The sequence below is a fragment of the Enterobacter wuhouensis genome, assembly GCF_035835995.1.
GTDB lineage: Bacteria > Pseudomonadota > Gammaproteobacteria > Enterobacterales > Enterobacteriaceae > Enterobacter > Enterobacter wuhouensis.
Window position 1 is genome coordinate 1,373,641 of the sequence record NZ_CP142124.1, and the last position, 26,114, is coordinate 1,399,754.

The window sequence follows — 26,114 nt, forward strand, 5'->3', positions numbered from 1 at the left end:
CTTTTTTACTCCGTTACAGCGTATTGATGGCGAGTTTTCCGCGCTTGTGCAGGGCGTTCCGAATAGTCACCACCAGCAGCGCCGTAATCACCGCGCCGACCAGGATGCTCAGCATATAGGCACCCAGATTGGTCACCAGCGGCCAGGCCCAGATGGCCGATTCAGGGAACCACTGCACGGCGCCCAGCGCGGTCGCGGTCATCGCCCCGGCGATGGCGCCGATCATGTAGGCAGGCAGCGTTGCGAGCGGATTTTCCAGCAGGAACGGGATCGCCCCTTCGCTGATGCCCATAAAGGCGAGGAACATCGCGGTTTTTCCCTGCGGATAAAGCTGCGGGCTAAACAGGCGTTTACCGGTCAGGCGGCGATCGATAAGCGTTGCCAGCCCCAGACCAATCGGTGGGATGACAATGGCGACGGCGCGTGACGTAATCGGCAGCACGTGGTCGGTGGTTAATCCCAGCCCAACAAAGCCCGCCGCCTTGTTGATGGGGCCTCCGAGGTCAATGGCCGTCGCGGCGGCCATGCCGATAGCGTACATCATCGAGCCTGCCTGGCCTGCGGCAAGCAGCAGGGCGCGCATGCCGGCGTTTAACCAGCCGCCAATCGGGGTGATGACGTAGTACATTGCCAGCATCACGAACAGGGCCGAGATAATCGGGATCAGAAACGTGCTTTTGAAGGCCAGCAGATACTGCGGCACGCTGATTTTGGCATTCAGCCATTTCACCAGATAGCCAGCGGCAATAGCGATAATCAGCGCACCTATAAAGGTGGAAGGCACCGGTTTGGTGGCAAGCCAGGTCAGTTTTTCAGGATCGAAGTTCAGCACCAGCGTGGGCTGCGTAGCGACCAGGCCGCCAATAAATCCGGCCGGGAAGGCCAGCTTGCCGCCGATGGAGTTGGCGACAAACGCCGAGAACATCGGGATCGCAAAGCTAAACAGCAGCCCGCCGAAGGACTCCGTCAGATAGCCGAACTTCAGAACGGAGAGGTTAAACCCGGTGAATTTGCCCGAGTTCAGCGCATCCATAATGCCGGTATCCGGCGGGATTTCCAGCCAGACGTAAGCGATAAGCTGTGAAATAGCGAGGATCACCCCGCCCATAATGAGCGTCGGCACCATGCGGGAGATGCCCGACATAATGTGCTGGGGCAGCTCTTTCCAGAAGGTACCGCCCGCGGCGACCGGCGCGGGTTTGATTGCGAGCGTGTCGCCCTCGTGACTTTCCGGGCGAACCGCACTGCGTTTTTTAATTGCCATGACGAAAACCCCTGAGGTTGAGGATTATTATTGTTCTGCTGCAATCATCTCTTCGATCTCTTTCAGGGTGCCCGCCGCATTTTTAATGGCGTCCTGAAGCGTGATCTCGTAGACGTCGCGCGTTTCAAAGCGCTCGTTATCTTCTGGCGTAATGGCGATGGCGTGGATAATGATGTCGGCGTCGGCAATATCCTGCGCCGTCAGGCGATTCTGAATACCGTCCGCGCCCTGGGTTTCAATTTTGACCTCGTAACCTGCTTCAACCGCAGCGTCTTCCAGCGCCTGAGCGGCCATAAAGGTATGCGCCAGGCCCATCGGGCACGCGCACAGTGCAATCAATTTTTTAGCCATGTGAAATTCCTCCTGTAGGTGACGGAACGATTATGGCGGTGAGTTTTCGATTGTGTTTACCGGATAAATAATGCAATGGCTGGATAAATGATGCAGGTGTGCGGAAGTGTGACGCGAATCGTCATATAACGGAAATGAATGACAAGCCGGGCAAAGGGTGCCCGGCGGGGGTTAATAGCCGACCTTATCGACGGTAAATCGTTTACCGCAGTTGCCCGGATGAGGCTGTGGCGCAAAGGATGCGGCAGAGAGCGGATTATTGATGGTGTCGGCTTTCAGGGAGATCTGCATTTCGGTCAGATAAGCAGGATTACCGCTGCAGCTGAGCTTAACGGCTCTGACGTTATCTTTACCCCAGGCCTTAGCCACCGCGTTGTCAAAATCGTTGCGGCTGACGGTTTTACCGTAGTTTGCCGCAAGGAACTGGCCCACGGCGCTGGCTTTCACTTCCTGGTTCATACGCACCATGGTGCCGAAGTAAGCGTCAGGATCAAAACCGAAGCAGACGCCGTGTTTGGCATATTCGTAGCGTTCGAGGCACGAGTTACCACCCGCCCCGGGCATGACGCCGTTGAGCTTTGCGGCTCCTGACAGCGATAGCCCCGTTTCGGCAGCAGAACATTTACGGCTGGCCTTCGCCTCCGGCATATACGGGACAGGGCGCGTCGCGCAGCCAAAGCGCATCCAGCGGCGTTCATCCACGCCGCGCGCCGCGATAGATTTCGGCAGGCCCGGCCACAGTCCGTGGACGGTCAAAAAATCAGTTTTGGTGTTGCTCTCTTTTTGCAGACGACATTCGTCAGGTTCATTGCGATTGCGTTCGACCATGCTCTGGCAAAAACCGGTCTGCCAGGAAAGGGCCAGAACGTAGCGATCGAAATCGCCATATTGCGTTGCCTTGAGTGGGTCTGCCTGTGCGGAGAATACACAGAGTGCAAGCGCCATTGCGCCAGACGGGATAACGATATCCTTCCTGAACATTTGATTTCCTGATCGGTGGGGTGCGATTTATTTCTGGAAGTTATTAAAGCACAAAAAGCGCCCGCAGGCGCTTTTGGAACAGCAGGAATTTCGCTTAGGCCGCGCCGGGAACCAGCACTTCCGTGGCGATGATGACGATGATCAGCCCGACGAGTACAGGCACCGAGGTGCGTTTAACCACTTCAAACGGCGAGATTTTTGCCATCCCCGCAACCGCAACCACCACGCCAGATACCGGAGAAATGGTGCGGCCAAGGTTGGACGCCTGCAGCATCGGAATGGAGAGGTAGGCCGGGTTAATGCCGGAGGAGTGCGCCAGTTTCGGGATCATCTCCACGAACGCATAGAACGGCGCGTTACCGGAACCGGTCGTCATCGCCGCCAGCATGGTCAGCACCACCAGGACCAGCATCAGAATAATACTGGCTGAACCAAACGAGGTGGCGATGGAGATCAGGCTCTGGATAAAGCCAATGGTGCTCAGGCCCTGCGCAAATACGCCCGCGGCAACCAGCAGCATGACCACGCCCGCGAAGGCATCGGCCATCCCGCGATAGGCGACCTCCAGGCCAGAGAACACTTTTTGCGTGTTGAAACCGCGTACAAACTCCAGCACCGCGGCCAGCAGCATGCAGATAACCAGAATGGTGATGATGTGCAGTTGCGGGCCCCATTTGCCGTCGAAAATCAGCACGCCGATAATAGGGGTGAAGGGCAGAATAGAGTAGAACGCCGGCGCGGTAGTGGTGATTTCGCTCACGTCCATCATCTCATGGCTGATGTTCTCTTTTTTATCCAGGTAGCGCTGCCAGAAGAAGTGGGTAATCCCCATTCCCACGATAGCCACAATGGAAATAGGCAGCGTGGTTTTAAAGGCGAAGTCAATGAGCGACATTTCAGCGGCCTTTGCAGCCAGCACGACGTCACCGGACGTCGGGGAAAGAATAATGGCCGCCGGGGACGCACAGATTGCCGCCGCCGCGCCGCGGCTGATGCCGACGTTAACCATCACCGGGAATAAGGTCGCCATTAACAGCACGCCCAGACCGGTGGCCGATGAAACGGCCAGAGACATCAGGCAGGCGAGGAAATAGGCCGCAACCATCAGCAGATAAGGGGAGTTAATATACTGCAGCGGTTTGGACGCCAGCTTCACGACCATATCGTTCGCGCCGATATGGGTCATATAGGCCGCAAAACCACACAGCATCATAATCATCATGCCCAGATCGCCACCGCGGCTCATGAGCAGAATTTTAATGTACTCAACAATGTCCGTCGCGGTATAGCCCGTGCTGGTTTCGCTGGCAGGTAAAACCGGATGGCCCATTAGGGCACTAATGATCAGCAGCGTTAAGCCGCCGACAAATAACACTCCGGTGGCCGAGTATCCTTTAATGATGTAGCGTGCTACACCGACGATGACGACGACTCCGATAAGGAGTTCGATAAACGTAAGCATGGTTTCCCCTGTATCCTTGCTGCCCGAGAGCACAAAAAATCAATAAAATAAAAGAAGGGTGAGAATGTGCCGAATTAATGGCCAGTCCTTGCTGATTAAAATCAATAAAGATACTACTAAAGGAGATATCGACGATATTTTTGCCACCGCACTAACATTTATGCCATATCGATATTGACCCGCTAAGACACCATTATATGTCATTAAATTGATAGTCAACTGTTAATGCATTGGAGGTGATTTTCCCCGGGAAGGAGATGTAACGTAAAACTCGTTAAAAGCGCTTTTCATTCATTCTTTTGCCTGCCTATACTCTCGCCACTTTTTTCAACCTGACGATCCCACTATGCACGCCAGCTGGACCTATCGCCTGCGCTTTCTCAAAAAGCATCTGTTGATGTTTTTGATGGCGTTTGGCTGGCTGATGATCCAGAGTCAGGTTGCCGTCGCGTCTCACAGCTGCACCATCGACGTGCGTGGCGAGGTGGCCGCTATCCAGCATATGGATATGATGGCGACGCCGGGGATTCACAGCGCTGCTGATGCTTCACCGCTTTGTGAGAAACACTGCGTGCCGGATCAGGCACAAAAAGATCCTGCCCAACCGCAGCTGGTGGCGATCCCTGCCGCCATGACCCTCACCCTGAATTCACCAGAATGCACCTCCGCGAGCCATTCTGCGTGGTCAGTAACCCCTCCAGCAGTAGGGCCGCCGGCAACGATACGTTATTGCCGGTTCAGAGAGTAAATAACCCTGTTAATCCGTTGTTTTTATTCAATTAACGTTTAACAGGAGTTTTATCATGCGTGCTTTATTCCTTTCCGCGCTGTTCGGCGCGTCCGTTTCTGTTGCTTCTTTTTCCGTTCAGGCCAGCCAGAGCTGGCAGGGCCACGGCGTGCTTCAGTCCGTCTCCGATCGTTCCGTCATGCTCCAGCACGACGCCATACCCGAACTGAAATGGCCTCCGATGACCATGCCGTTCACCTTATCCCCGGATGCAAAGCTGAACGGTGCGAAACCGGGTGACGAGGTGACCTTCACGCTTGAGCGTGCAGGTGACGGCTTCCGGATCGTCTCGCTGACGCCAAAGCGCTAAGCGAGGACGCCATGAAACAACACACACTGAGCCTGTGGCTCGGTGGGGTGTTGTTCGGCCTTCTCAGCTCCGCCGTGCAGGCGGAGCCGTGGACGCTCGAACAGACCCTGACCGAGGCACAGCGCTATTCGGCGGAGCTATCTGCCAGCCGCAACGAAGCGCAGGCGCTGGATGCAATGGCGGATTCCGCCACGCAGTTACCCGATCCGAAGCTGAAGTTCGGCATAGAAAACGTTCCTGTACAGGGCAATAACGACGGGCGCATGACGCGTGAAGGCATGACCATGCAGAAGATTGGCGTCATGCAACGCTACGTCAGTTCAGAAAAGCGGGACCGTAAGGCACAGACTTTACAGGCGCAGGCGAGAGGGGTGCTGGCGAAATCGGAGGCCATCCGTGCCGCCCTTCAGCGCGATACCGCTCAGGCATGGCTGGATTTGGCGCTCGCGCAGCAGGCGCTTGGCACGGCTAAAAATCTGGTCAGCGAAACCGAGCGTCAACGCGGGGTGCAGAAGGCGAGCGTCGGCGCGGGCAGCTCGAACCCGGACAGCGTGCTGGCGCTGCAGATGACCCTGAGCGCCATGCGCGATAAAGAGACGCTTGCACAGCGTGACGTACGGCTGGCGCAAAGCCGTCTCCTGCAGCTGACGGGGCGAGCGATTTCAGACGTGCGCGGCCCGTTACCACGCTATCAACGGCTCCCGGCAGAGGAGATAACGCTGGAGGAAGGCATTGCTCAGCATCCGGAAGTGGAAGCGGCACGCCGCGAGGCGGAGACGGCGAAAGCCCGTTCTGCTCAATCCGCAGTGGCTGCGATCCCCGACGTGGATGTCGAGGTGTTCTACGCCCACCGTGCCGAAGGCTATGACGATATGGCAGGGGTGATGTTCAGCGTGGATCTGCCTCTTTTCCAGTCCAGACGTCAGGACAAGGATTATGCCGCCGATGTTTCCCGCTCTATGCAGGCGGTCGACCAGCTCACGCTCCTCAAGCGCGAGCACGTTGCGCAGGTCCAGACGCTGGTGGCGCAGTATCAGGCGGCACAAACCCTGTGGCAGCGCCAGCGGGATGAGGTGTTGCCTTTACAGCGCCAGCGGCTGGATGTGCTGACGGCACAGTATCGCTCCGGACAGTCAGATCTCTCGACGCTGCTGGAGGCACGCCGCGGCGTGCTGGACACGGCGCTGGCGGTCAATCAGGCCGAGCGCGAGATGGCGCGAACCTGGGCCGCCGTGAACTGGTTGATACCGCAGGAGCTTGCCCAATGAAAACAACAACCTTAACGGCCGTCGCGATCGCCGTCATCGTGGCCGCCGGCGGTGGCTACTACGCGGGAACGAAACGGCCCCATCAAACAGCAACGCCTTCTCAACCCGCTGAACGCAAGGTGCTTTACTGGTACGACCCCATGGTGCCCGGACAGCGATTCGATAAACCGGGCAAATCGCCCTTTATGGATATGGATCTGGTACCGCGCTATGCCGATGAAGAGAAAGCCGCGGCTGGCGTTAGCATCAGCACGCAGCAGCAGCAAAATCTGGGGATGAAAACGGCCAGGGCGCAGGTGCGCCAGCTGGTATCGCCTTTCTCGGCCTTTGCCACGGTATCCACGGACGAACGCAGCGTGTCGGTCGTCTCGGCTCCGGCCAGCGGGGTGGTAACGAAATTGTTTGTCAACGCGCCTCAGCAGCAGGTGAAAGCCGGGGAACCGCTGGCGCAGCTGTGGATACCGCAGTGGACGACGGCGCAGCAGGAGTATCTGGCGGTTCGCCAGCTTGGCGATGCCGGGTTGACGCAGGCGGCGCGCGAACGGCTTGCGCTGCAGTTTATGCCGGAAGAGGTCATCAGAATGCTGGAGCGCAGCGGAAAGCCCCAAACGGCAATGACGCTTCGTGCCGCTCAGGCGGGATACGTGGTGAAGCTGGACGTGCGGGAAGGTGCGCAAATTACCGCAACTGCGCCCCTTTTTGAGGTCGCCAGCCTCGATCCCGTCTGGCTGGTCATTGATTACCCCCAGACGCAGGCACAGTCTCTTGCGGTGGGCAATAAGATGGTCGCTACCAGCGAGAGTTGGCCCGGCGAGCAGTTCCACGGCACCGTCAGCGAGCTGTTGCCGCAGATGGAAACGACCACCCGAACGCTAAAAGCGCGCGTGGTGCTGGAGAATCCCGGGCAAAAGCTCAAACCGGGAATGTATCTCACCGTTGCCCGTGCGGAAGAATCCAAACGTCCGCCCGTGCTCGCCGTGCCCGAAGAGGCGGTGATTCATAGCGGGGGATCTTCACGTCTTCTTATTGCCACGGGCGACGGCTATTTCCATCCGGTGAATGTCGAGACGGGGCTAACGGCGCAGGGGTGGACGGAGATCCGCTCGGGGCTGAAAGAGGGCGACAGCGTTGTGACCTCCGGGCAGTTCCTGATCGACTCTGAAGCCAGCCTGCGGAGCGTAATGCCGGAGGTGACGCCATGATTGCGGCTATTATTCGGGCTTCGTTACGAAACCGACTGCTGGTGATCCTGGTCGCGCTGGTGATGGCCGGCTGGGGAGTGTGGTCGGTGCAGCGTGCGCCGCTGGATGCGCTTCCCGATCTGTCGGACGTGCAGGTTATCGTCAAGGCGAGCTATCCGGGTAAAGCGCCACAGGTGATTGAGGATCAGGTGACCTGGCCGCTGACGACCTCCATGCTCTCGGTGCCCGGCGCGAAAACGGTTCGCGGCTTTTCCATGTTTGGGGATGCCTACGTCTACGTGCTGTTTGAAGATGGCACCGATCTCTACTGGGCGCGTTCCAGAGTCCTGGAGTATTTGAGTCAGGTGCAATCGCAGCTTCCTGCCGGCGTTAAGGTGTCCCTGGGGCCGGACGCTACCGGCGTGGGCTGGATTTACGAGTATGCCCTGGTCGATCGCAGCGGCAAGCATAGCCTGGCGGATCTGCGGGCCATTCAGGACTGGACGCTGAAATTTGAGCTTAAGGCGGTGCCTAACGTGTCGGAAGTGGCAAGTATCGGTGGCATGGTGCGCCAGTATCAGATTGTGGCCGATCCCGCGAAGATGCGCGCGCTTAATATCACCCACGGCCAGCTTTCCGGTGCCGTTCAGGCAGCGAATAAGGAGAGCGGCGGTGCGCTGCTGGAAATGGGCGAGGCGGAGTATATGGTGCGAACCACCGGCTATTTGCGCTCGCTGGACGATTTCCGCAACGTGGTTATCACCAGTCGCGACGGTGTACCCATCCTTCTCAAGGATGTCGCGACAATTGGCTTCGGCCCTGAAATCCGCCGTGGCGTCGCGGAGCTTAACGGGGAAGGCGAGGTCGCCGGTGGCGTCGTCGTGATGCGCTACGGGCAGAACGCTCAGGAGACCATTCATGCAGTGAAGGAGAAGCTGGAAGCGTTACGGAAAACGCTGCCGCAGGGCGTTGAGATTGTCCCGGTGTATGACCGCTCCACGCTCATTGAGGCGTCCGTCAAAACCCTGACCCACAAGCTGCTTGAAGAGTTTGCCGTGGTGGTGGTGGTCTGCGCGCTGTTCCTGTTTCATTTCCGCTCGGCTCTGATGGCGATCGTTTCGCTCCCGCTGGGCATCCTGGGCGCATTCGTGGTGATGCACTATCAGGGGATCAACGCGAACATTATGTCGCTGGGCGGTATTGCCATCGCCATCGGCGCGATGGTGGATGCGGCGATTGTGATGATTGAGAACATGCACAAGGTGCTGGAGCAGTGGCGGCATGATAATCCGGGCAAAGAGCCGGCGTCGGGAGAGTACTGGCGTCTGGCGGAGCGTGCGGCGGTAGAGGTAGGGCCGGCACTTTTTTGCAGCCTGCTGATTATCACCCTGTCGTTTATCCCGGTGTTCTCGCTTGAAGCGCAGGAAGGGCGGATGTTCTCGCCGCTGGCGTTTACCAAAACCTGGTCAATGGCCGTGGCGGCGGGGCTTGGGATCACCCTGGTCCCCGTGCTGATGGGCTATTTTATCCGCGGGAAAATCCCGGATGAGAAAGCCAATCCGATTAACCGCGCGCTGATCCGCCTGTATGAGCCGCTGCTGGATAAAGTACTGACCTTCCCCAAAACCACCCTGGTGCTGGCGTTCGCGCTTTTACTCGCCACGCTCTGGCCGCTAAGCCGCCTGGGGAGTGAATTCATGCCGCCTTTGGACGAAGGGGATCTGCTGTATATGCCGTCTACCTTGCCGGGTATCTCTGCCCGGGAGGCCTCGCGTCTGTTGCAGCAAACGGACAGGCTAATCAAAAGCGTTCCGGAGGTAGCAAGCGTGTTTGGTAAAGCCGGACGCGCGGAGTCGGCAACCGATCCCGCGCCGTTAACCATGCTGGAGACCACCATCCACTTTAAGCCTCGCGAGGAGTGGCGGCCCGGCATGACGCCGCAGAAGCTGGTCGAGGAGCTGGATAAAACGGTATCGCTGCCCGGCATTGCTAACGTCTGGGTTCCGCCTATTCGCAACCGTCTTGATATGCTCGCAACCGGGATTAAAAGCCCGGTAGGCATTAAGGTGAACGGCAATAATATTGCGGATATCGAGCGCGTGGCGCAGCAAATTGAGCAGGTGGTGAAGCACGTTCCCGGCGTGACGTCTGCGCTGGCGGAGAGGCTGGCGGGCGGGCGCTACGTCGACATTCGAATCGACAGGCAGAAGGCCGCCCGCTATGGCGTTTCCGTTGATGAACTGCAGAGCATGGTTTCGACGCTGGTGGGTGGGGATAACATTGGCGAGGTGCTCAACGGACGCGAGCGTTACCCGATCAATCTGCGCTACCCGCGCGATCTGCGCGATAACGTCGACAAGCTGCGGGTATTACCGGTGATTGCGGCGAACGGTAGCCAGGTGGCGCTGGGAGAGCTGGCCGATATCGTCGTTACCGAGGGGCCGCCGATGCTGAAAAGTGAAAACGCCCGCCTGTCCAACTGGATCTATGTCGATTTGCGCGGACGCGATCTGAAGTCCGCCGTGGATGAAATGCAAACACGGGTAGCGGAAAATGTGGTTTTGCCCCAGGGCGTTTCGCTCTCCTGGTCCGGTCAGTTTGAATATCTCGAACGCGCAACGGCGAAGCTCAAAATAGTTTTGCCGCTAACGCTAATGATTATATTTCTGCTGCTTTGGCTGACGTTTAAGCGGGTGACGGATGTCCTGATAATAATGGGGACATTACCCTTCGCTCTTATTGGTGGAGTCTGGCTGCTGTGGCTGCTTGAATATAATCTCTCTGTGGCGGGAGCGGTAGGATTTATCGCTCTTTCTGGTGTTGCCGCGGAATTTGGCGTAATTATGATTCTCTATCTAAATCATGCGCTGGATAAATACCGAAGTCGCGATCCTGACGGTGGAAATGCGGTATTGATGCGGGCTATTCATGAGGGCGCGGTGCTGCGCGTGCGTCCAAAAGTGATGACGGTGGCAACCATCATGGCGGGGCTGCTGCCCATCATGTGGGGCGGCGGCAGCGGCTCTGAGGTGATGCAACGCATCGCTGCGCCGATGATCGGTGGAATGGTGACGGCCCCCTTACTGTCGATGCTGGTTATTCCCGCCCTGTATAAATTGTTACATCAACGTTAAATGTACATTCCTGCATATGCTTATTTTGGTGTGCAGGAAGTTACCTATCGGAATATTCCCATAACTCCCGTCATTAATTAAGAATAACGCTGATGTTGTTAAGACTTCATTCAAGTATTCTATGGTAAACTTTGCTTTGAATACTAAGAATGGTAATTGCATTGTGATCGCACGGAATAGATTTTTTCTCATTTTATTGTTTATTTTTGGACAGTTAACCTTCTCTTCTGTTGCGCAGGCAGAAGGTAACGAGGCCGATAATGGCTGGTTCTCTACCTTTACGGACAATGTTTCGCAAACCTGGAAGGAGCCAGAACACTATGATCTCTATATTCCAGCCATAACCTGGCACGCGCGTTTCGCGTACGACAAAGAAAAAACGGATCGCTATAACGAACGTCCGTGGGGCGCGGGTTTTGGCCAGTCTCGCTGGGATGAAAAGGGCAACTGGCACGGGCTCTATCTGATGGCCTTTAAGGACTCATACAATAAGTGGGAGCCTATCGGCGGTTACGGCTGGGAGAAAACCTGGCGGCCGCTGGCTGACGATAACTTCCGCCTGGGGCTGGGCTATACCGCTGGCTTTACCGCGCGCGATAACTGGAAGTACATTCCGATTCCGGTGCTCTTGCCGCTGGCCTCCATTGGCTATGGACCGGCAACTTTCCAGATGACTTACATACCCGGAACCTATAACAACGGTAACGTTTACTTCGCGTGGATGCGTTTTCAGTTTTAACTGAAAAAACGTGACGTGTTGGTGAAAAAATGCACTGACGTTGAAACCGATAGGATAAAAAACGCCCGGCAAAAATTAACGCGACTTTTGTCACTTTTTATCAAAGAACCGCTGGACAAAAGGTCCCGCAATTGGTGTACTGATACCCGACACAGCATTTGTGTCGTTTTTTAATGTAAAGGTAATTTTGATGTCTAAGATTAAAGGTAACGTTAAGTGGTTTAATGAGTCCAAAGGATTCGGTTTCATTACTCCTGAAGATGGCAGCAAAGATGTGTTCGTACACTTCTCTGCAATCCAGTCTAATGGTTTCAAAACCCTGGCTGAAGGTCAGCGCGTTGAGTTTGAAATCACTAACGGTGCCAAAGGCCCTTCTGCTGCTAACGTAATCGCTCTGTAATTCAGACGCGTCAGCAAGAATTTCAAAACCCGCTCACTGAGCGGGTTTTTTTCGTTTTGAATCAACCCAGCAGATACATTTTCAGGAAGCTGGCGATAATCAGGACGCTTAACAACACCATTCCCGCACTCATCAAGCTCTCTTTCATTCTGTCACCCTCGTTCAGTATTGCCCTCAGAGTGACAGAGAAAAATTAAGCCAACATTAACGTCCCGATGGTCAGTGCGCACTGGCGGAAGAAAATAGCCAAAATGCGATCCCCGTCATCGCAAAAGAGCCGAGCATGTTAACCGCAACGTTGGTCAGCGCCCAGCCGATTCGCCCTTCCTGAATCAGAAAAACCACTTCGGCAGAGAAGGTTGAGAATGTCGTCAGGCCGCCGCAAAAACCGGTGGTAATCAGGACTTTCCACATGGGGTCAATATGGGTCATACGGTTAAACCAGGCGAGCCCCATGCCGATGATAAATGCGCCAATCAGGTTTGCTGCCAGGGTTCCCATCGGAATAGCCTGATGCAGGGGATTAAACCGCATGCTTAAAAGCCATCGCGCAACGCTACCCGTGCCCCCACCGATAAAAACGGCTATAAGTAGTTGTAACACGCTAAATACCTGCTATTTGATCTATAAGATCATCGAGTTTAACGCCGATTATAACCAGGGGACAAATATGTATGTTGCGGTAGGGCAGTTTGCGGTGACGCCCGACTGGGAGGTTAATGCGCAAAAATGTATCTCCCTGATGGCGGAGGCACGGCTGAAAGGCGCATCTTTACTGGTTCTCCCGGAAGCCCTTCTGGCGAGGAATGACAACGAGCCCGATCTCTCGGTAAAGTCAGCGCAGCCGCTTGACGGGGCATTTATACGCATGCTGTGTCAGGAGAGTGCCGGGAATGCCCTGACCACCGTTCTGACTATTCATGTACCCTCTACGCCAGGACGAGCTGTGAATACGCTGGTAGTCCTGCGGGCGGGGGCAGTTATCGCAAGCTATGCGAAGCTACATCTCTATGACGCATTCAGTATTCAGGAATCAAGGCTCGTTGATCCGGGAGACGCCGTTCCGCCGCTGTTGGACGTGTGTGGGTTCAGGATTGGATTGATGACCTGCTACGACCTGCGTTTCCCCGAGCTGGCACTGAACCTGGCGCTACAGGGGGCGGATATTCTGGTTTTACCCGCCGCCTGGGTCAGGGGGGCGTTAAAGGAGCATCACTGGGCAACGCTGCTGGCCGCACGGGCTCTGGATACAACCTGCTATGTGGTCGCGGCAGGCGAGTGCGGAAATAAAAATATTGGCCAGAGCAGGGTGGTCGATCCGCTGGGCGTGACGGTCGCGGCGGCGGCGGAAGCGCCGGTTTTATTGATGGCGGAGATAATTTCAGAAAGAATTGCGCTTGCGCGCCAGCAATTACCCGTTCTTCGTAACCGGCGGTTTGCGCCACCGCAATTATTATGATGATTTTTTCAACAATGCTTGATTCATCTCGTTACAGATTGCTATTGTGTGCACGCGCCAAATGACCGTTAATACGATCGGGTTTTTGGGGCTGAATGCAGCCTGTTTTATGTAAAGAAGGTATCTATGGGTGAGATTAGTATTACCAAACTGCTGGTGGTTGCCGCACTGGTCGTCCTGCTGTTTGGTACCAAGAAGTTACGCACGCTGGGTGGAGATCTGGGTGCAGCCATTAAAGGCTTTAAGAAGGCGATGAACGACGATGATGCGGCTGCGAAGAAAAGCGCCGAGGATGACGTTCCTGCAGAGAAGCTTTCTCACAAAGAGTAACGGCAATGCCTGCGGGCTTGCGAAAAAAAAACCGGCACATGAGGCCGGTTTTTTTGTATTAGTGTAAAAGGATATTACAGGTTTATTTAACTTCTTCGCCTTTCGCCTGCATATCGGCATGGTAAGACGAGCGAACGAAGGGACCGCAGGCCGCGTGGGTGAAGCCCATCGCCATCGCCTCGGCTTTCATCTCATCGAACTCATCCGGGCTGACGTAGCGCTGTACCGGCAGGTGATGGCGGCTCGGCTGCAGATACTGGCCCAGCGTGAGCATGGTCACACCGTGGCGGCGCAGATCGCGCATCACTTCGATAATTTCGGCATTCGTTTCGCCGAGGCCAACCATCAGGCCGGACTTGGTCGGAATATGCGGATGAGCTTCTTTAAAGCGCTCCAGCAGCTTCAGGGACCAGTTGTAGTCTGCGCCCGGACGGACCTGACGATAGATACGCGGCACGTTCTCAAGGTTGTGGTTAAACACATCTGGCGGCGTTGCGGTCAGAATGTCCAGCGCGCGGTCCATACGGCCGCGGAAGTCAGGCACCAGCGTCTCAATCTTAATGCTTGGGCTTTTTTCACGGATGGCGGTAATGCAATCCGCAAAGTGCTGTGCTCCACCGTCGCGCAGGTCATCACGGTCAACGGAGGTGATGACGACATAACGCAGGGCCATGTCGGCGATGGTCTGGGCCAGCTTAAGCGGCTCGTTCGCGTCAGGCGCAACGGGGCGGCCATGCGCAACGTCGCAGAACGGACAGCGGCGGGTACAGATGGCACCCAAAATCATAAACGTCGCGGTACCGTGGTTAAAACATTCAGCAAGGTTCGGGCAAGAAGCTTCTTCACACACGGAGTGAAGGCCATTCTTGCGCATCGCCGCTTTGATCCCCTGGATACGCGAAGAGTCAGCCGGAAGTTTAATTTTCATCCATTCCGGTTTTCTTAACAGCGCCTCGCGCTCTGTTGCCACGTTTTTAACCGGGATAAGGGCCATTTTATCGGCATCGCGGTATTTAACACCGCGTTCCATCACAATGGGTTTACTCATAGCGTGCGTGTTCCAGTTGCGAATATCGAAGGAAAGCGTTTCAATTCAAGGGAATGTTGTAATTATCAACTATTTTTGAACGAACGACAGGCAGTATATCATTGAAACGGTCGATAAAGCAGCCTGCCGGGTCGCCAATTTGTAAAATAGTTGTTGTTTTGTGCCTTTTGCCCTGCATGGCGCAGGGGCTTATGCTGCACGTCGCTGTCAGAAGGCCTGACGGATGACGTTAATGACGTTTTCCAGCACCGGGTCGCGCAGGCTTAGCTTGTTGTAATGCAAGGATATTTCAACCGTTTCTGCATTGAGCTGGCTCAGCGGAATACTTTGCAGCGGCCAGCATTTGCGCAGCAGATTGAAGAGGCGGACAGGCATCACGCAGAGCATGTCGCTGCTGCCAATCAGGGCTGCTACGGTAAACATATTGTAACTGCTAAAGCTGATCTGGCGTTCAGGGAAGAGTTCGTCTAAACGCTGACGCTGCGGGTTCTGCCCATGGCCCTCGGTCATGAACGACGAATGCTCATACTTGCGCAGGCTTTCCAGGGTTAAAGGTTCGCTGAACGCTGGATGCTGCTGCCGACACACGAGTGTCAGATGGTCGGCATAGAGAACATTCTGCCCTAAGGCTCTGGCAGTGAAGCTATTGCTGTCGATTATCAGGTCGGTCTGGAATTGCGCCAGCTGAGTTTCCGGCTCATTTATGGGAACGTTGCGAATCAGCAGCTGCGGCGCATGCTGTTTTATGGCCTGGTAGATGGCCGGCATCACCAGAACCCCCAGAGAAGGGGAGGTGCCAATGGTGATGGTCCGCTGTTTGTCATAGCTACCGGTTAGATCCAGTGCCCCCAGGATCGATTCCAGCCCCTGGCTGATGTACTCGTGAAGATGCGTGGCGTAGGCGGTTGGCGTAACCCCCTGACCCTTACGAATGAATAAGGGGTCAGGAAATATCGCGCGCAATTTTTGAATTGACTGGCTAATTGCCGATGGCGTGAGATTAAGAATTTTCGCAGCGTTAACGATACCCTTGTGGACATATACCGCCTCAAAAATAGTCAGCAAATTGAGATCAATATTACGTAAAGTCCGAAAAATTTGCGGCTTATCTTGTCCACCAGGTTCATTCAGGCGTTTGGCTGGTAAATTAGTAGACTCCACGCGTTCACTCCGTATTCATTCATAGTATGAATGATAGTTGAATTTATTTATTATGCTTGTAGAGATTCGTAAAGTGCTGGTTGTGTTTCACTTGTTTATCAAAAACAAAAAGTTGTGTGATTATCACGCAAGTTACATAGGTTCTGCAGGCAGCAATGGCTGTAGAGTAAATAATATGTAACGCCAATATTCGGGCGCTTCGAAAATATAGAATCTGCGGATTATTGTAAAGTATAAAAGCGGCAAATAAGCAGTGGCCCGTCAAATAATCGAGCCAGGATGTATGATGTATTAAGCAGGGATATATTCGTGGGAAGGATTGTTAAGCAGCGCTAAAAAGTTGTTTAAAAGTACAGGACGAATATTATCTGGCGTAGCGGTCTCAACCCACTGGCGCATTTGCGTCATTTCCATTCCGGCATAGCCGCAAGGATTGATGCGCTGAAACGGCGTGAGATCCATATTTATATTCAATGCCAGCCCGTGGAACGAGCAGCCTTTACGGATGCGCAGGCCTAAAGAACAGATCTTCATTTCACCAACATAAACGCCCGGCGCATCGGCACGCGGATGGGCTTCTATACCGTATTCACCCAGCGTGTTAACCACGGTTTGTTCCAGCAGGGTAACCAGTTCGCGTACGCCCAGCTTACGGCGTTTCAGATTAAGCAAAACGTACATCACCTGCTGCCCGGGGCCGTGATACGTCACCTGCCCGCCACGGTCGCTCTGAATCACCGGGATATCGCCCGTCATCAATAAATGCTCGGCTTTCCCTGCCTGGCCCTGCGTAAACACGGGAAGGTGCTCAACCAGCCAGATCTCATCGGGGGTGGTGTCGTCGCGTGAATCGGTGAAGTCATGCATGGCCTGGGAGACAGGCTCGTAAGGTTGAAGCCCGAGTTGACGGACGAGAATTTTATCCTGGAACACAACAACGTCTCCGAAGACGAGGGACAAAAGATGGGAGGGAGTATATCACAGCGGGGAGGCGGGTTACCCGGTAAACCGGGTAACCGCAGAGGGACTACAGCACCATACGAACAATTTCGATATTGCCGAGTTCTTCGTACAGCGTCTCAACCTGCTCAATGTGAGTCGCGGTGATGGTAATAGAAACCGAGTGGTAGTTGCCCTTGCTGCTTGGTTTTACTGACGGAGAGTAGTCGCCCGGCGCATGGCGCTGTACCACTTCAACCACCTGATCAACCAGCTCAGGTTTCGCCAGACCCATCACTTTGTAAGTAAATGAGGTAGGGAATTCAAGCAGTTCGTTAAGTTTGGTTTTCATGTCAGCTCCGGCGTAACGTCAAAAAATAATAACTCCCACGTCAGGTGGGAGTTATCAGGATACTTAGTATATGGGGATCAAAATCACACTTTCAAGTGTTCAATTTTTAGCCAAACCAGTGGTGGAACATCAATTTAATGTAATCAATGATTTTGCCGAAGAAATTGCCTTCCGGAATTTCATCCAGGACTACGAGCGGGCGCTGGTCGATGGTTTTGCCATCCAGCTGGAAGTTGATGGTGCCCACAACCTGGTTTTTCTGCAGCGGTGCGTGCAGCTCGGTGGTGTTGAGCACGTAGCTCGCTTTCAGATCTTTCATGCGGCCACGAGGAATGGTGAGATAAAGGTCCTTATCCACGCCCAGCGAAGCACGATCGTTATTACCGAACCAGACCGGCTCAGAGGCGAACTCTTTCCCCGCTTTCAGCGGATTCACGGTTTCGAAGAAACGGAAGCCCCAGGTCAGCAGTTTTTTACTTTCGGTTTCGCGGCCTTTGAAGGTGCGACCACCCATCACGGCGGAGATCAGGCGCATCTGGCCTTCAGTGGCGGAAGCCACCAGGTTATAGCCCGCTTTATCGGTATGGCCGGTCTTGATACCGTCAACGTTCAGGCTGTTATCCCACAGCAGGCCGTTACGGTTGGTCTGACGGATGCCGTTGAAGGTAAACTCTTTTTCTTTGTAGATAGTGTATTCGTTTGGCACATCACGGATCAGGGCCTGACCAATCAGGGCCATGTCACGTGCGGAGCTGTACTGACCGTCTGCGTCCAGGCCATGTACGGTCTGGAAGTGGCTGTTTTTCAGGCCCAGCGCAGAAACGTAGCTGTTCATCAGGCCAACAAACGCGTCCTGGCTGCCCGCGGCGAAATCGGCCATTGCCACGCAGGCATCGTTACCGGACTGCAGGTTGATACCACGGATCAGCTGAGAAACGGGTACCTGCATGCCAGGCTTCAGGAACATCAGCGATGAACCCTTGAACACCGGGTTACCGGTTGCCCACGCATCGTTACCGATGGTCACCAGGTCGGTTTCTTTGAATTTACCCGCCTTCATGGCCTGGCCGATAACGTAGCTGGTCATCATTTTGGTCAGGCTGGCCGGATCGCGACGGGCATCGGCATTCTGTTCAGCCAGAACTTTGCCAGAGTTGTAATCGATCAGGATGTAGGATTCCGCGTCGATTTGCGGAACGCCAGGGATCATGGTCTTGATGTTCAGGTCATCCGCGTGCGCTGCAGAGAGTGCAGCCGCGCAAAGGGCCGTGGTGAGCGCGATGCGCTGCACAAAACGAGCAGAGAAAGTGGTCTTCATGGTCGAACTACGACATCCGTGATGGAATTAAAAAAAGTGCCTTACTATAGCAAAAGCTATACAGGCAGGCATCCGACTTTCAGTGCGACTTTGTGAATGTAAGTTACACAAATTGACAATTCGGATACCGCCGATTAATTACTTCGCAACAGTGATAAATGACTGCAATTTCGCTTCATTTTGCAAACGTTGCTGCAGGGCGACTGCCTGCGATTTGCTGGCAAACGGCCCCATCTGGATACGCCAGACCGCGCCGTTTTGCTCAACGCGGCCCGGGACATCAAACTGCTGGGTCAAGCGCTGCTGATACTGCTGCGCACGTGCCCGATCGCTCACCGCGCCAACCTGCACCACAAAGCCGCCCGCAGAGGTGGCCGGAGCAGACGCTGGCGCACTTTGCGCGGTAGTCGGAGCCGTTACGGGCGCTGGCTGAGTAACCGGCGTGGCTACAGGAGCGGGCGTTGGCTCGCTGCCTTCCAGCACGCCCGAGGCTAAGGTCGTCGGCGCGCCCAGGAAGCCGCTACTTTTTACCGGAGCACCCGTGCTGTCATCGCTTTGCAGGGTGTCGTTGCTGATGGGGCGAATTTCTCCCCCGGGCTGAGCAGGCTCAGCCGGGGAAGACACGCTTCCCATTCCGCCGTCCAGATTCGGGCGGTCGGGGAGGGCGTAAGTCTGTTTTGCCACCGTCGTACAGGCTGTGCCTGGCCCGGAGAGCGAACCATCCTGCGCCACAATAATCGGGTCGATACGGACCTTGGTATTGTTCGAGGTGTTCAGGCGATCGGCGGACGCACGAGAGAGTGAAATCACGCGATCGTTACCGTAAGGGCCGCGATCGTTAATTTTCACCACGATCATTCGGCCATTCGCCAGGTTTGTTATGCGGGCATAGCTCGGGATAGGCAGCGTTGGATGTGCAGCCGTCAGCTGCGTTGGGTCGAAGGCTTCGCCAGACGCGGTCAGATTACTGCCGGGTTCCGCATCATAGATAGCGGCAAAGCCAGCCTGGCTGAAGCGGGACGGGTCCTGAACGATTTTGTAGCTTTTGCCGTCGCGCTGGTAATCCTGATTTGCCGTTGCGTTCGGCTGTTCATAGACCGGTTCGGCACCGCTAATCTCAACGATTGGGCCATTACAGACCGCAGGCTGCGGCGGCGCAACGGTCGCCTGCTGCTGACCATCATCACTTGTACATGCAGCAAGTAAACTCGCTGCAATGCAGATCCCCAGCCACTGCTTACGCATTGCGATCCCCTTATTTTTATACGCTTTTTGACAACATTTTTCTGTGGGTGTGGATCGACATCACGATACCAAACCCGGCCATCAACACGATCAGTGCCGAGCCTCCGTAGCTCACTAGCGGCAGCGGTACGCCTACAACCGGCAGAATACCACTCACCATACCAATATTTACGAAGACATAAACGAATAAAATCAACATCAATCCACCGGCCATGACGCGACCAAAGGTGGTTTGCGCGCGTGCGGCAATCCATAGCCCTCGCATGATCAGCAGCACGTAAAGCGCCAGCAGGATCAGGATGCCAACCAGCCCCAGTTCCTCCGCCAGCACTGCAAAGATGAAGTCCGTATGGCGCTCTGGCAGGAACTCCAGCTGAGACTGCGTGCCGTGTAGCCAGCCTTTACCGCGCAGGCCGCCGGAGCCAATGGCAATTTTTGACTGAATAATATGATAGCCCGCACCCAGCGGATCGGTTTCCGGATCGAGCAGCATCATCACGCGCTGGCGCTGATAATCATGCATCAGGAAGAACCACAGGATGGGAATAAAGGCCGCAACCAGCACTACGGCGATGCCAATCAGACGCCAGCTCAGCCCCGACAGGAACAACACAAACAGGCCGGAGAGCGCGATCAGAATCGAGGTGCCAAGGTCAGGCTGCGCCGCAACCAGCAGGGTTGGCAGGAAAATCAGCACCAGCGCGATCGCGGTATTTTTAAGCGAAGGCGGGCAGACGTCGCGGTTGATAAAACGCGCCACCATCAGCGGCACGGCAATTTTAGCAATTTCCGACGGCTGGAAGCGGACAATACCCAGGTCAAGCCAGCGCTGCGCACCTTTGGAAATGGCACCAAAGGCATCTACCGCAACCAGCAGCACGATACAAAATATGTAGAGGTAAGGCGCCCAGCCTTCGTAGACGCGCGGCGGGATTTGCGCCATGACCACCATAATGACCAGGCCCATCGCAATCTGGCCAATCTTGCGCTCCATCATGCCGATGTCCTGGCCGCTGGCGCTCCAGATAACCAGAGCGCTGTAGACCAGCAAAGCCAGCAGGATCAGCAGCATGGCTGGGTCGATGTGGATTTTGTCCCACAGCGATTTTTTATTCGGATTATCCGTCATGATTATTGGTCCTCCGCCGCAGCGGCTGCCGGGTTTTCTGCCGGCAGGTCGGTGTTGTTGTCGCCCAGCATAATATGGTCGAGGATTTGACGCATGATGGTACCCACAGCCGGACCTGCACCGCCGTTTTCCAGGATCATCGCCACCGCAACCTGCGGGTTATCATAAGGGGCAAACGCCGTCATGAGCTTGTGGTCACGCAGACGTTCCGCAATTTTGTGTGCGTTATAGGTTTCGTTTGCCTTCAGGCCGAAGACCTGCGCGGTACCTGATTTGGCGGCCACTTTGTAAGGGGCACCGGCAAAGTATTTATGCGCCGTCCCGTTAGGGCGGTTTGCTACGCCGTACATCCCGTCTTTAGCGATTTCCCAGAAGCCGGAATGAATATCGCCCACCGGGGCTTCGTGCGGCTGCATCCACGGCACTTTTTTACCGTCTTCAACCGTACTCTGCAGCAGGTGCGGCACTTTTACCACGCCATCGTTGATGAGGATCATCATGGCTTTGTTCATCTGCAGCGGGGTGGCGGTCCAGTAGCCCTGGCCGATACCTACCGGAATGGTATCACCCTGATACCACGGCTTTTTAAAGCGCTTGAGCTTCCATTCGCGGGTGGGCATATTGCCTGAGCGTTCTTCTGAGAGATCGACCCCGGTGTAATGCCCGTAGCCAAATTTACTCATCCACTCGGACAGGCGGTCAATCCCCATGTCATAGGCGACCTGATAGAAGAAGGTATCCGCGGACTCTTCCAGCGATTTGGTCACGTTCAGATGGCCATGGCCCCATTTTTTCCAGTCGCGATAACGCTTTTCTGAGCCCGGCAGCTGCCACCAGCCCGGGTCAAACAGGCTGGTATTGCGGTTGATCACCCCTGCGCTTAACGCAGACACGGCGACATAAGGTTTGACCGTCGATGCAGGAGGATAAACGCCCTGGGTTGCGCGGTTTACCAGCGGCGTATTGGGATCGTTAAGCAGGCCGGAATAGTCCTTGCTGGAGATGCCGTCGACAAAGAGGTTAGGGTCGTAACTTGGCATGGATACCATCGCCAGAATGCCGCCCGTACGCGGATCGGTGACCACAACGGCAGCGCGGCTGCCGGCCAGCAGGGTTTCAATATACTGCTGGAGCTTAAGATCGAGCGTCAGATAGACGTCATGTCCCGCCTGAGGTGGAACCTCTTTCAGCTGGCGGATCACGCGGCCACGGTTGTTGACTTCAACCTCTTCGTAGCCGGTTTGTCCGTGCAGGACATCTTCGTAATAGCGCTCAATGCCCAGCTTGCCGATATCGTGCGTCGCGGCGTAGTTCGCCAGCTTGCCGTCCTTATCGAGGCGGTCAACGTCTTTATCGTTAATTTTGGAAACGTAGCCAATCACGTGCGTCAGCGCAGAGCCGTAAGGATAGAAGCGGCGCTTGTAGCCCTTTACTTCCACGCCCGGGAAACGGTACTGGTTTACGGCAAAGCGGGCCACCTGCACTTCGGTCAGGTTTGTTTTAACGGGAATAGAGGTAAAGCGGTGCGAACGAGCGCGTTCTTTCTTGAAGGCGGCGATATCGTCGTCGGTGAGATCGACAACGCCCTTCAGCGCTTCCAGCGTATCCTGCACGCTGTCGACCTTCTCCGGCATCATCTCGATCTGGTAGATGGTGCGGTTTAACGCCAGCGGCGTGCCGTTGCGGTCATAAATAATGCCGCGGCTGGGCGCGATAGGCACCAGCTTGATACGGTTTTCGTTCGAGCGCGTCTGGTAATCGGTAAATCTGACAATTTGCAGATTATAAAGGTTGGCGATCAGCACGCCGGTCAGCAGCAAAATCCCCGTAAAGGCGACCAGCGCCCGGCGCACAAACAGCGCGGACTCAGCCGTATAGTCGCGAAAAGAATTCTGTAGTTTCATCCGCTGCTTAATCTACCCTGGTCATTCACTACTCGCGGTGATATGGGTGGTTGGTAGTAATGCTCCACGCGCGATAGAGGCTTTCTGCCACCAGAACCCGAACGAGCGGGTGGGGAAGCGTCAGCGCGGAGAGGGACCAACTTTGTTCTGCTGCCGCTTTACAGGCGGGGGATAGCCCCTCTGGCCCGCCAATCAACAGACTGACGTCACGGCCATCCTGCTTCCAGCGCTCCAGTTCGTGCGCCAGCTGCGGCGTATCCCAGGGTTTTCCTGGAATATCGAGGGTCACGATGCGGTTTTTGCCTGCGGCAGCCAGCATCAGCTCTCCCTCTTTATCGAGAATACGTTTAATATCCGCGTTCTTGCCGCGCTTGCCTGCTGGGATCTCCACCAGTTCGAACGGCATATCCTTCGGGAAACGGCGCAGATACTCGGTAAAACCGGTTTGTACCCAGTCCGGCATTTTTGTGCCGACGGCGACCAGCTGCAACTTCACGCATTAACCCCAGAGTTTTTCCAGCTCATACAGGCGACGGCTCTCTTCCTGCAGGACGTGGACAATCACATCGCCGAGATCGACTACCACCCAGTCAGCCGTGGCTTCGCCTTCCATGCCAAGCGGATAAAGCCCTGCAGCGCGTGATTCCTGAACCACGTGGTTAGCGATAGAAACTACATGGCGAGTGGATGTCCCGGTGCAAATAATCATGCAATCGGTGATGCTGGATTTACCCTTTACGTCGATAGCGATGATGTCCTGACCTTTCAGGTCATCAATTTTGTCGATAACAAAATCCTGGAGTGCTTTACCCTGCAAGTTTTCCCCCTGGGGTGAATAAGATGGTGCAACTATGAATTTGTGGCCAGACAGTATACCTGAACTGACGCCAGTGTCGGGACAAATGTCGCCGGCCGGGCTTTTGAAGGCGGGTATCATCCCACCCTCCGCCTGAGATTGCATCGCCATTTTTGTAAAACAATTTCTGTAAAGCAATGAACGGCGGGAAAGTCTGGCAGCGGAGGATAACAGTATGGCTTACTCTGTCAAGGCAGGATAATCAATAAGGCGCTATTTCGTGCTGCCCGGCTATGCGTCTGCGCTTTTCTGATACAGCCCATGCTCGTGAATATACGCCAGCACTGAGGATGGCAGCAGATCGTCGCAGGCCAGCCCATTCTGCAGCCGCTCACGAATAATGGTCGCAGAAATATCAAACCACGGCGTCTCCGCCAGATAAATCTTGCCGGCGGGCAGGGTATGCAGATCTTCTACATTGTCGGTCAGATGGGCCTCAAGCCAGTCCTGATACTGCTCTTCCCGCATGGTTAACGGATAGCCCGGGCGGCGGCAGACGAGAAGGTGGCTGTTATCCAGAATGGTTTCATACTGGTGCCAGCTGGGGAAGTTAAGCAGCGAATCCTGGCCAATGATGAAGGCCAGCGGCCTGTGTGGCCCTTGCTCTGCCCGCCACTCCTGCAATGTTTGCGATGTCCACGAAGGGGTATCGCGGCGCAGTTCCCGCTCGTCCAGGCTAAAGAGCGGTTTATCCGCTATTGCCAGCGCGAGCATCTCTTTACGCTGCTCGCTGGTTGCTTCAGGCTGAGGGCGATGGGGCGGGACATTATTAGGCATGATGGTTACGCGCTTCAGGCCAATTAAATTTGCCAGTATTTCGACGGGCTTAAGATGCCCGTAGTGGACCGGATCGAAAGTCCCGCCGTACAACGCCTGTAGTGAATGCATACTATCCATCGATAAATACGTCAGCCAGCGCCTTGTGGCAGAGCAGAAGTGAAAGGCTCTCCAGCTCCGCCCAGATTGACTGGCCGTAATCTTGTTTTAACGTAAGCTCAGCGCGCATCAGCAATTGAATTGCCTGACGAAGCTGCTCGTGGCTCAGGCGGTTGATTGCCTCAGTGGTCATCGCCCGGCGGTTTTGCCATACGCGGTGTTTATCAAACAGCGATCTTAACGGCGTAGTGGCCGACTGACGTTTGAGATTGATCAGCAGCAGCAGTTCGCGCTGCAGCGTGCGCAGCAAAATGACGGGTTCACTGCCTTCCAGCCGCAGCTGCTGCAAAATATGCAGGGCACGTTTGCTCTTAGCCGACAGCAAGGCATCCACCCAGTGGAAAGGGGTAAAGTGCGCAGCATCATTTACGGCCTGCTCCACGCGCGGCAAGGTCAGTTTACCGTCAGGCCACAGCAGGGAGAGCCTGTCCAGCGCCTGTGCCAGCGCCAGCAGGTTGCCTTCATAGCAGTAGCAAAGCAGTTGATTCGCTGCGTCATCCAGCTGCAGGTTATGCTGTTTTGCGCGCGCGGCGACCCATTTTGGCAGGTGTGCCTGTTCAGGCGTCTGGCAGGTAACCAGCACTGCGTGAGTCGCCAGCTGGGTAACCCATGCTGCGTTTTCCTGCGCTTTGGTGAGCTTGTTGCCGCGTACAATCAGCAGCAGATCGCTGTGCAACAGGCTAACCAGCGTAGCAAGCTGTTCATTGATAGCCGCGTTAGGACCATTTTCCGGAAGCAGGATCTGGATCGTCTGGCGCGACGCAAACAGGCTCATCGCCTGGCAGAGCGAAAAGAGGGCATTCCAGTCGGTACTGTTATCCAACTGGAACGTATGATGTTCATCGAAGCCCTGAGTCGCCGCCACATGGCGAACGGCATCAAGGCTTTCCTGAAGTAAAAGCGGATCGTTTCCGAGAAGCAGATACGCCGCGCGCAGCCCTTCATTGAGCTGCGCGCGGAGTTGTTCAGGATACAGCCTGATCATCAGTTACCCATGGAGGTAGAAACAGGAGACGCATCGGCATCCGGTTTTTCGATGATGTCAGAGCCCTGCTTCGTTGATGCGGCAATACTCGGCAGTTTGCGGATCAGCTGTTCCGCAGCCTTGTCGTACATTTCGTTGATGATAATCTGCTGCTCGGCATCTTTCGCCAGAGCCGTTTGCGGGTTATCAAAGAACGAACGGTACACTTTGGTGCTGATTGGGTAGATGTCTTTACCCGGGATTAGCACTGCCGCGTTAACCGACATGACCATCTGGTACTCAGCGGTACGCCCGTCCTGGAAGATAGAAGCCGTATCTTTGCTCAGGGTCATACCCAGAACACGGAGAGACGGTACATCCTGGCGCAGCGTATCTTTCTCGACAAGCTCAACGCCGTTCAGGCGCAGCTGATTACGAATGGCACGGCTGAGCGGGCCATTCGGATCCGATGAGTCGAAAATCATCGTTTTCATCTGGGCAGGCACTGCCGTGGTGTTGCGCAGGTGCCAGCCGCAGCCAGCGGTGACAAGCACCGCCAGAGATAAGAGTATTGTTGCCAGTTGTCGCACGTTTCC

27 protein-coding genes are annotated in these 26,114 nt (G+C 55.3%); 9 read left to right on the top strand and 18 right to left on the bottom strand.

Annotation, left to right across the window (positions count from 1 at the left end):
* Positions 1–13 precede the first annotated feature (13 nt).
* The 4 genes from VPX56_RS06545 to dcuC form a co-directional block, all read right to left on the bottom strand.
* Positions 14–1,264, bottom strand: coding sequence for a PTS fructose transporter subunit IIC (locus VPX56_RS06545; RefSeq protein WP_326470655.1), 1,251 nt, complete (start codon positions 1,262–1,264; stop codon positions 14–16).
* Between the two features lie 27 nt (positions 1,265–1,291).
* Positions 1,292–1,615, bottom strand: a complete 324-nt coding sequence (locus VPX56_RS06550) for a PTS fructose transporter subunit IIB (RefSeq protein ID WP_131633088.1) — start codon at positions 1,613–1,615, stop codon at positions 1,292–1,294.
* Positions 1,616–1,786: 171 nt separating this feature from the next.
* The gene (gene rna / locus VPX56_RS06555) at positions 1,787–2,596 is read right to left on the bottom strand and encodes a ribonuclease I (protein ID WP_326470657.1); all 810 of its coding nucleotides are present in this window, start codon (positions 2,594–2,596) and stop codon (positions 1,787–1,789) included.
* A 94-nt stretch (positions 2,597–2,690) separates the two neighbouring features.
* Positions 2,691–4,058, bottom strand: a complete 1,368-nt coding sequence (dcuC, locus tag VPX56_RS06560) for an anaerobic C4-dicarboxylate transporter DcuC (RefSeq protein WP_263610525.1) — start codon at positions 4,056–4,058, stop codon at positions 2,691–2,693.
* A 346-nt stretch (positions 4,059–4,404) separates the two neighbouring features.
* Between dcuC and VPX56_RS06565 the strand changes: the two genes are divergently transcribed.
* From VPX56_RS06565 to cspE, 7 genes are all read left to right on the top strand, one after another.
* Positions 4,405–4,806: a hypothetical protein gene (locus tag VPX56_RS06565; RefSeq protein ID WP_263610526.1), complete on the top strand. Its 402-nt coding sequence runs from the start codon at positions 4,405–4,407 to the stop codon at positions 4,804–4,806.
* A 55-nt stretch (positions 4,807–4,861) separates the two neighbouring features.
* Complete coding sequence (locus VPX56_RS06570; RefSeq protein WP_263610527.1) at positions 4,862–5,155, top strand: copper-binding protein; 294 nt, start codon at positions 4,862–4,864, stop codon at positions 5,153–5,155.
* 11 nt (positions 5,156–5,166) lie between these two features.
* Entirely contained in the window at positions 5,167–6,423 is a 1,257-nt protein-coding gene (locus tag VPX56_RS06575; RefSeq protein WP_326470659.1) for a TolC family protein, read from the top strand.
* Entirely contained in the window at positions 6,420–7,625 is a 1,206-nt protein-coding gene (locus VPX56_RS06580; RefSeq protein WP_326470661.1) for an efflux RND transporter periplasmic adaptor subunit, read from the top strand. The genes VPX56_RS06575 and VPX56_RS06580 overlap by 4 nt, the downstream gene beginning before the upstream one ends.
* Positions 7,622–10,738, top strand: a complete 3,117-nt coding sequence (locus VPX56_RS06585; protein ID WP_326470663.1) for an efflux RND transporter permease subunit — start codon at positions 7,622–7,624, stop codon at positions 10,736–10,738. Before VPX56_RS06580 ends, VPX56_RS06585 begins: the two co-directional genes overlap by 4 nt.
* 121 nt (positions 10,739–10,859) lie before the next feature.
* Positions 10,860–11,477: a lipid IV(A) palmitoyltransferase PagP gene (gene pagP / locus VPX56_RS06590; RefSeq protein ID WP_326470665.1), complete on the top strand. Its 618-nt coding sequence runs from the start codon at positions 10,860–10,862 to the stop codon at positions 11,475–11,477.
* Positions 11,478–11,667: 190 nt separating this feature from the next.
* Positions 11,668–11,877: a transcription antiterminator/RNA stability regulator CspE gene (gene cspE / locus VPX56_RS06595; protein ID WP_002439184.1), complete on the top strand. Its 210-nt coding sequence runs from the start codon at positions 11,668–11,670 to the stop codon at positions 11,875–11,877.
* A gap of 219 nt (positions 11,878–12,096) precedes the next feature.
* Here cspE and crcB read toward each other — a convergent pair whose 3' ends face one another.
* On the bottom strand, positions 12,097–12,480 hold the full coding sequence (gene crcB / locus VPX56_RS06600; protein ID WP_326470667.1) for a fluoride efflux transporter CrcB: 384 nt from the start codon (positions 12,478–12,480) through the stop codon (positions 12,097–12,099).
* Positions 12,481–12,547: 67 nt separating this feature from the next.
* Between crcB and VPX56_RS06605 the strand changes: the two genes are divergently transcribed.
* Positions 12,548–13,336 carry a deaminated glutathione amidase gene (locus VPX56_RS06605; protein ID WP_326470669.1) on the top strand — a complete coding sequence of 263 codons (789 nt, stop codon included), beginning with the start codon at positions 12,548–12,550 and terminating at the stop codon, positions 13,334–13,336.
* 126 nt (positions 13,337–13,462) lie between these two features.
* Entirely contained in the window at positions 13,463–13,666 is a 204-nt protein-coding gene (gene tatE / locus VPX56_RS06610; RefSeq protein ID WP_014069320.1) for a twin-arginine translocase subunit TatE, read from the top strand.
* Between the two features lie 82 nt (positions 13,667–13,748).
* Here the strand turns inward: tatE and lipA are convergent, their stop codons facing one another.
* From lipA to lptE, 13 genes are all read right to left on the bottom strand, one after another.
* On the bottom strand, positions 13,749–14,714 hold the full coding sequence (lipA, locus tag VPX56_RS06615; protein ID WP_131633077.1) for a lipoyl synthase: 966 nt from the start codon (positions 14,712–14,714) through the stop codon (positions 13,749–13,751).
* Between the two features lie 207 nt (positions 14,715–14,921).
* Complete coding sequence (locus VPX56_RS06620; RefSeq protein WP_326470672.1) at positions 14,922–15,875, bottom strand: YbeF family transcriptional regulator; 954 nt, start codon at positions 15,873–15,875, stop codon at positions 14,922–14,924.
* 291 nt (positions 15,876–16,166) lie between these two features.
* On the bottom strand, positions 16,167–16,808 hold the full coding sequence (lipB, locus tag VPX56_RS06625; protein WP_131633075.1) for a lipoyl(octanoyl) transferase LipB: 642 nt from the start codon (positions 16,806–16,808) through the stop codon (positions 16,167–16,169).
* 94 nt (positions 16,809–16,902) lie between these two features.
* Positions 16,903–17,166 (bottom strand): DUF493 family protein YbeD, encoded by a 264-nt coding sequence (ybeD, locus tag VPX56_RS06630; RefSeq protein ID WP_006177135.1) that lies wholly within the window; start codon positions 17,164–17,166, stop codon positions 16,903–16,905.
* Positions 17,167–17,272: 106 nt separating this feature from the next.
* Complete coding sequence (gene dacA / locus VPX56_RS06635) at positions 17,273–18,484, bottom strand: D-alanyl-D-alanine carboxypeptidase DacA (protein WP_131633074.1); 1,212 nt, start codon at positions 18,482–18,484, stop codon at positions 17,273–17,275.
* A gap of 138 nt (positions 18,485–18,622) precedes the next feature.
* Positions 18,623–19,729 carry an endolytic peptidoglycan transglycosylase RlpA gene (gene rlpA, locus VPX56_RS06640; protein ID WP_326470677.1) on the bottom strand — a complete coding sequence of 369 codons (1,107 nt, stop codon included), beginning with the start codon at positions 19,727–19,729 and terminating at the stop codon, positions 18,623–18,625.
* Positions 19,730–19,745: 16 nt separating this feature from the next.
* Positions 19,746–20,858 carry a peptidoglycan glycosyltransferase MrdB gene (gene mrdB, locus VPX56_RS06645; protein ID WP_131633072.1) on the bottom strand — a complete coding sequence of 371 codons (1,113 nt, stop codon included), beginning with the start codon at positions 20,856–20,858 and terminating at the stop codon, positions 19,746–19,748.
* 2 nt (positions 20,859–20,860) lie between these two features.
* Entirely contained in the window at positions 20,861–22,762 is a 1,902-nt protein-coding gene (gene mrdA / locus VPX56_RS06650) for a peptidoglycan DD-transpeptidase MrdA (protein WP_263610535.1), read from the bottom strand.
* A 28-nt stretch (positions 22,763–22,790) separates the two neighbouring features.
* The gene (rlmH, locus tag VPX56_RS06655) at positions 22,791–23,258 is read right to left on the bottom strand and encodes a 23S rRNA (pseudouridine(1915)-N(3))-methyltransferase RlmH (RefSeq protein WP_003858701.1); all 468 of its coding nucleotides are present in this window, start codon (positions 23,256–23,258) and stop codon (positions 22,791–22,793) included.
* Positions 23,259–23,261: 3 nt separating this feature from the next.
* Complete coding sequence (gene rsfS, locus VPX56_RS06660) at positions 23,262–23,579, bottom strand: ribosome silencing factor (RefSeq protein ID WP_131633070.1); 318 nt, start codon at positions 23,577–23,579, stop codon at positions 23,262–23,264.
* A gap of 270 nt (positions 23,580–23,849) precedes the next feature.
* The gene (gene nadD / locus VPX56_RS06665; RefSeq protein WP_263610537.1) at positions 23,850–24,515 is read right to left on the bottom strand and encodes a nicotinate-nucleotide adenylyltransferase; all 666 of its coding nucleotides are present in this window, start codon (positions 24,513–24,515) and stop codon (positions 23,850–23,852) included.
* Entirely contained in the window at positions 24,508–25,539 is a 1,032-nt protein-coding gene (holA, locus tag VPX56_RS06670; protein WP_131633068.1) for a DNA polymerase III subunit delta, read from the bottom strand. The genes nadD and holA overlap by 8 nt, the downstream gene beginning before the upstream one ends.
* Positions 25,539–26,108 carry an LPS assembly lipoprotein LptE gene (gene lptE, locus VPX56_RS06675; RefSeq protein WP_131633067.1) on the bottom strand — a complete coding sequence of 190 codons (570 nt, stop codon included), beginning with the start codon at positions 26,106–26,108 and terminating at the stop codon, positions 25,539–25,541. Before lptE ends, holA begins: the two co-directional genes overlap by 1 nt.
* Positions 26,109–26,114: the final 6 nt, after the last annotated feature.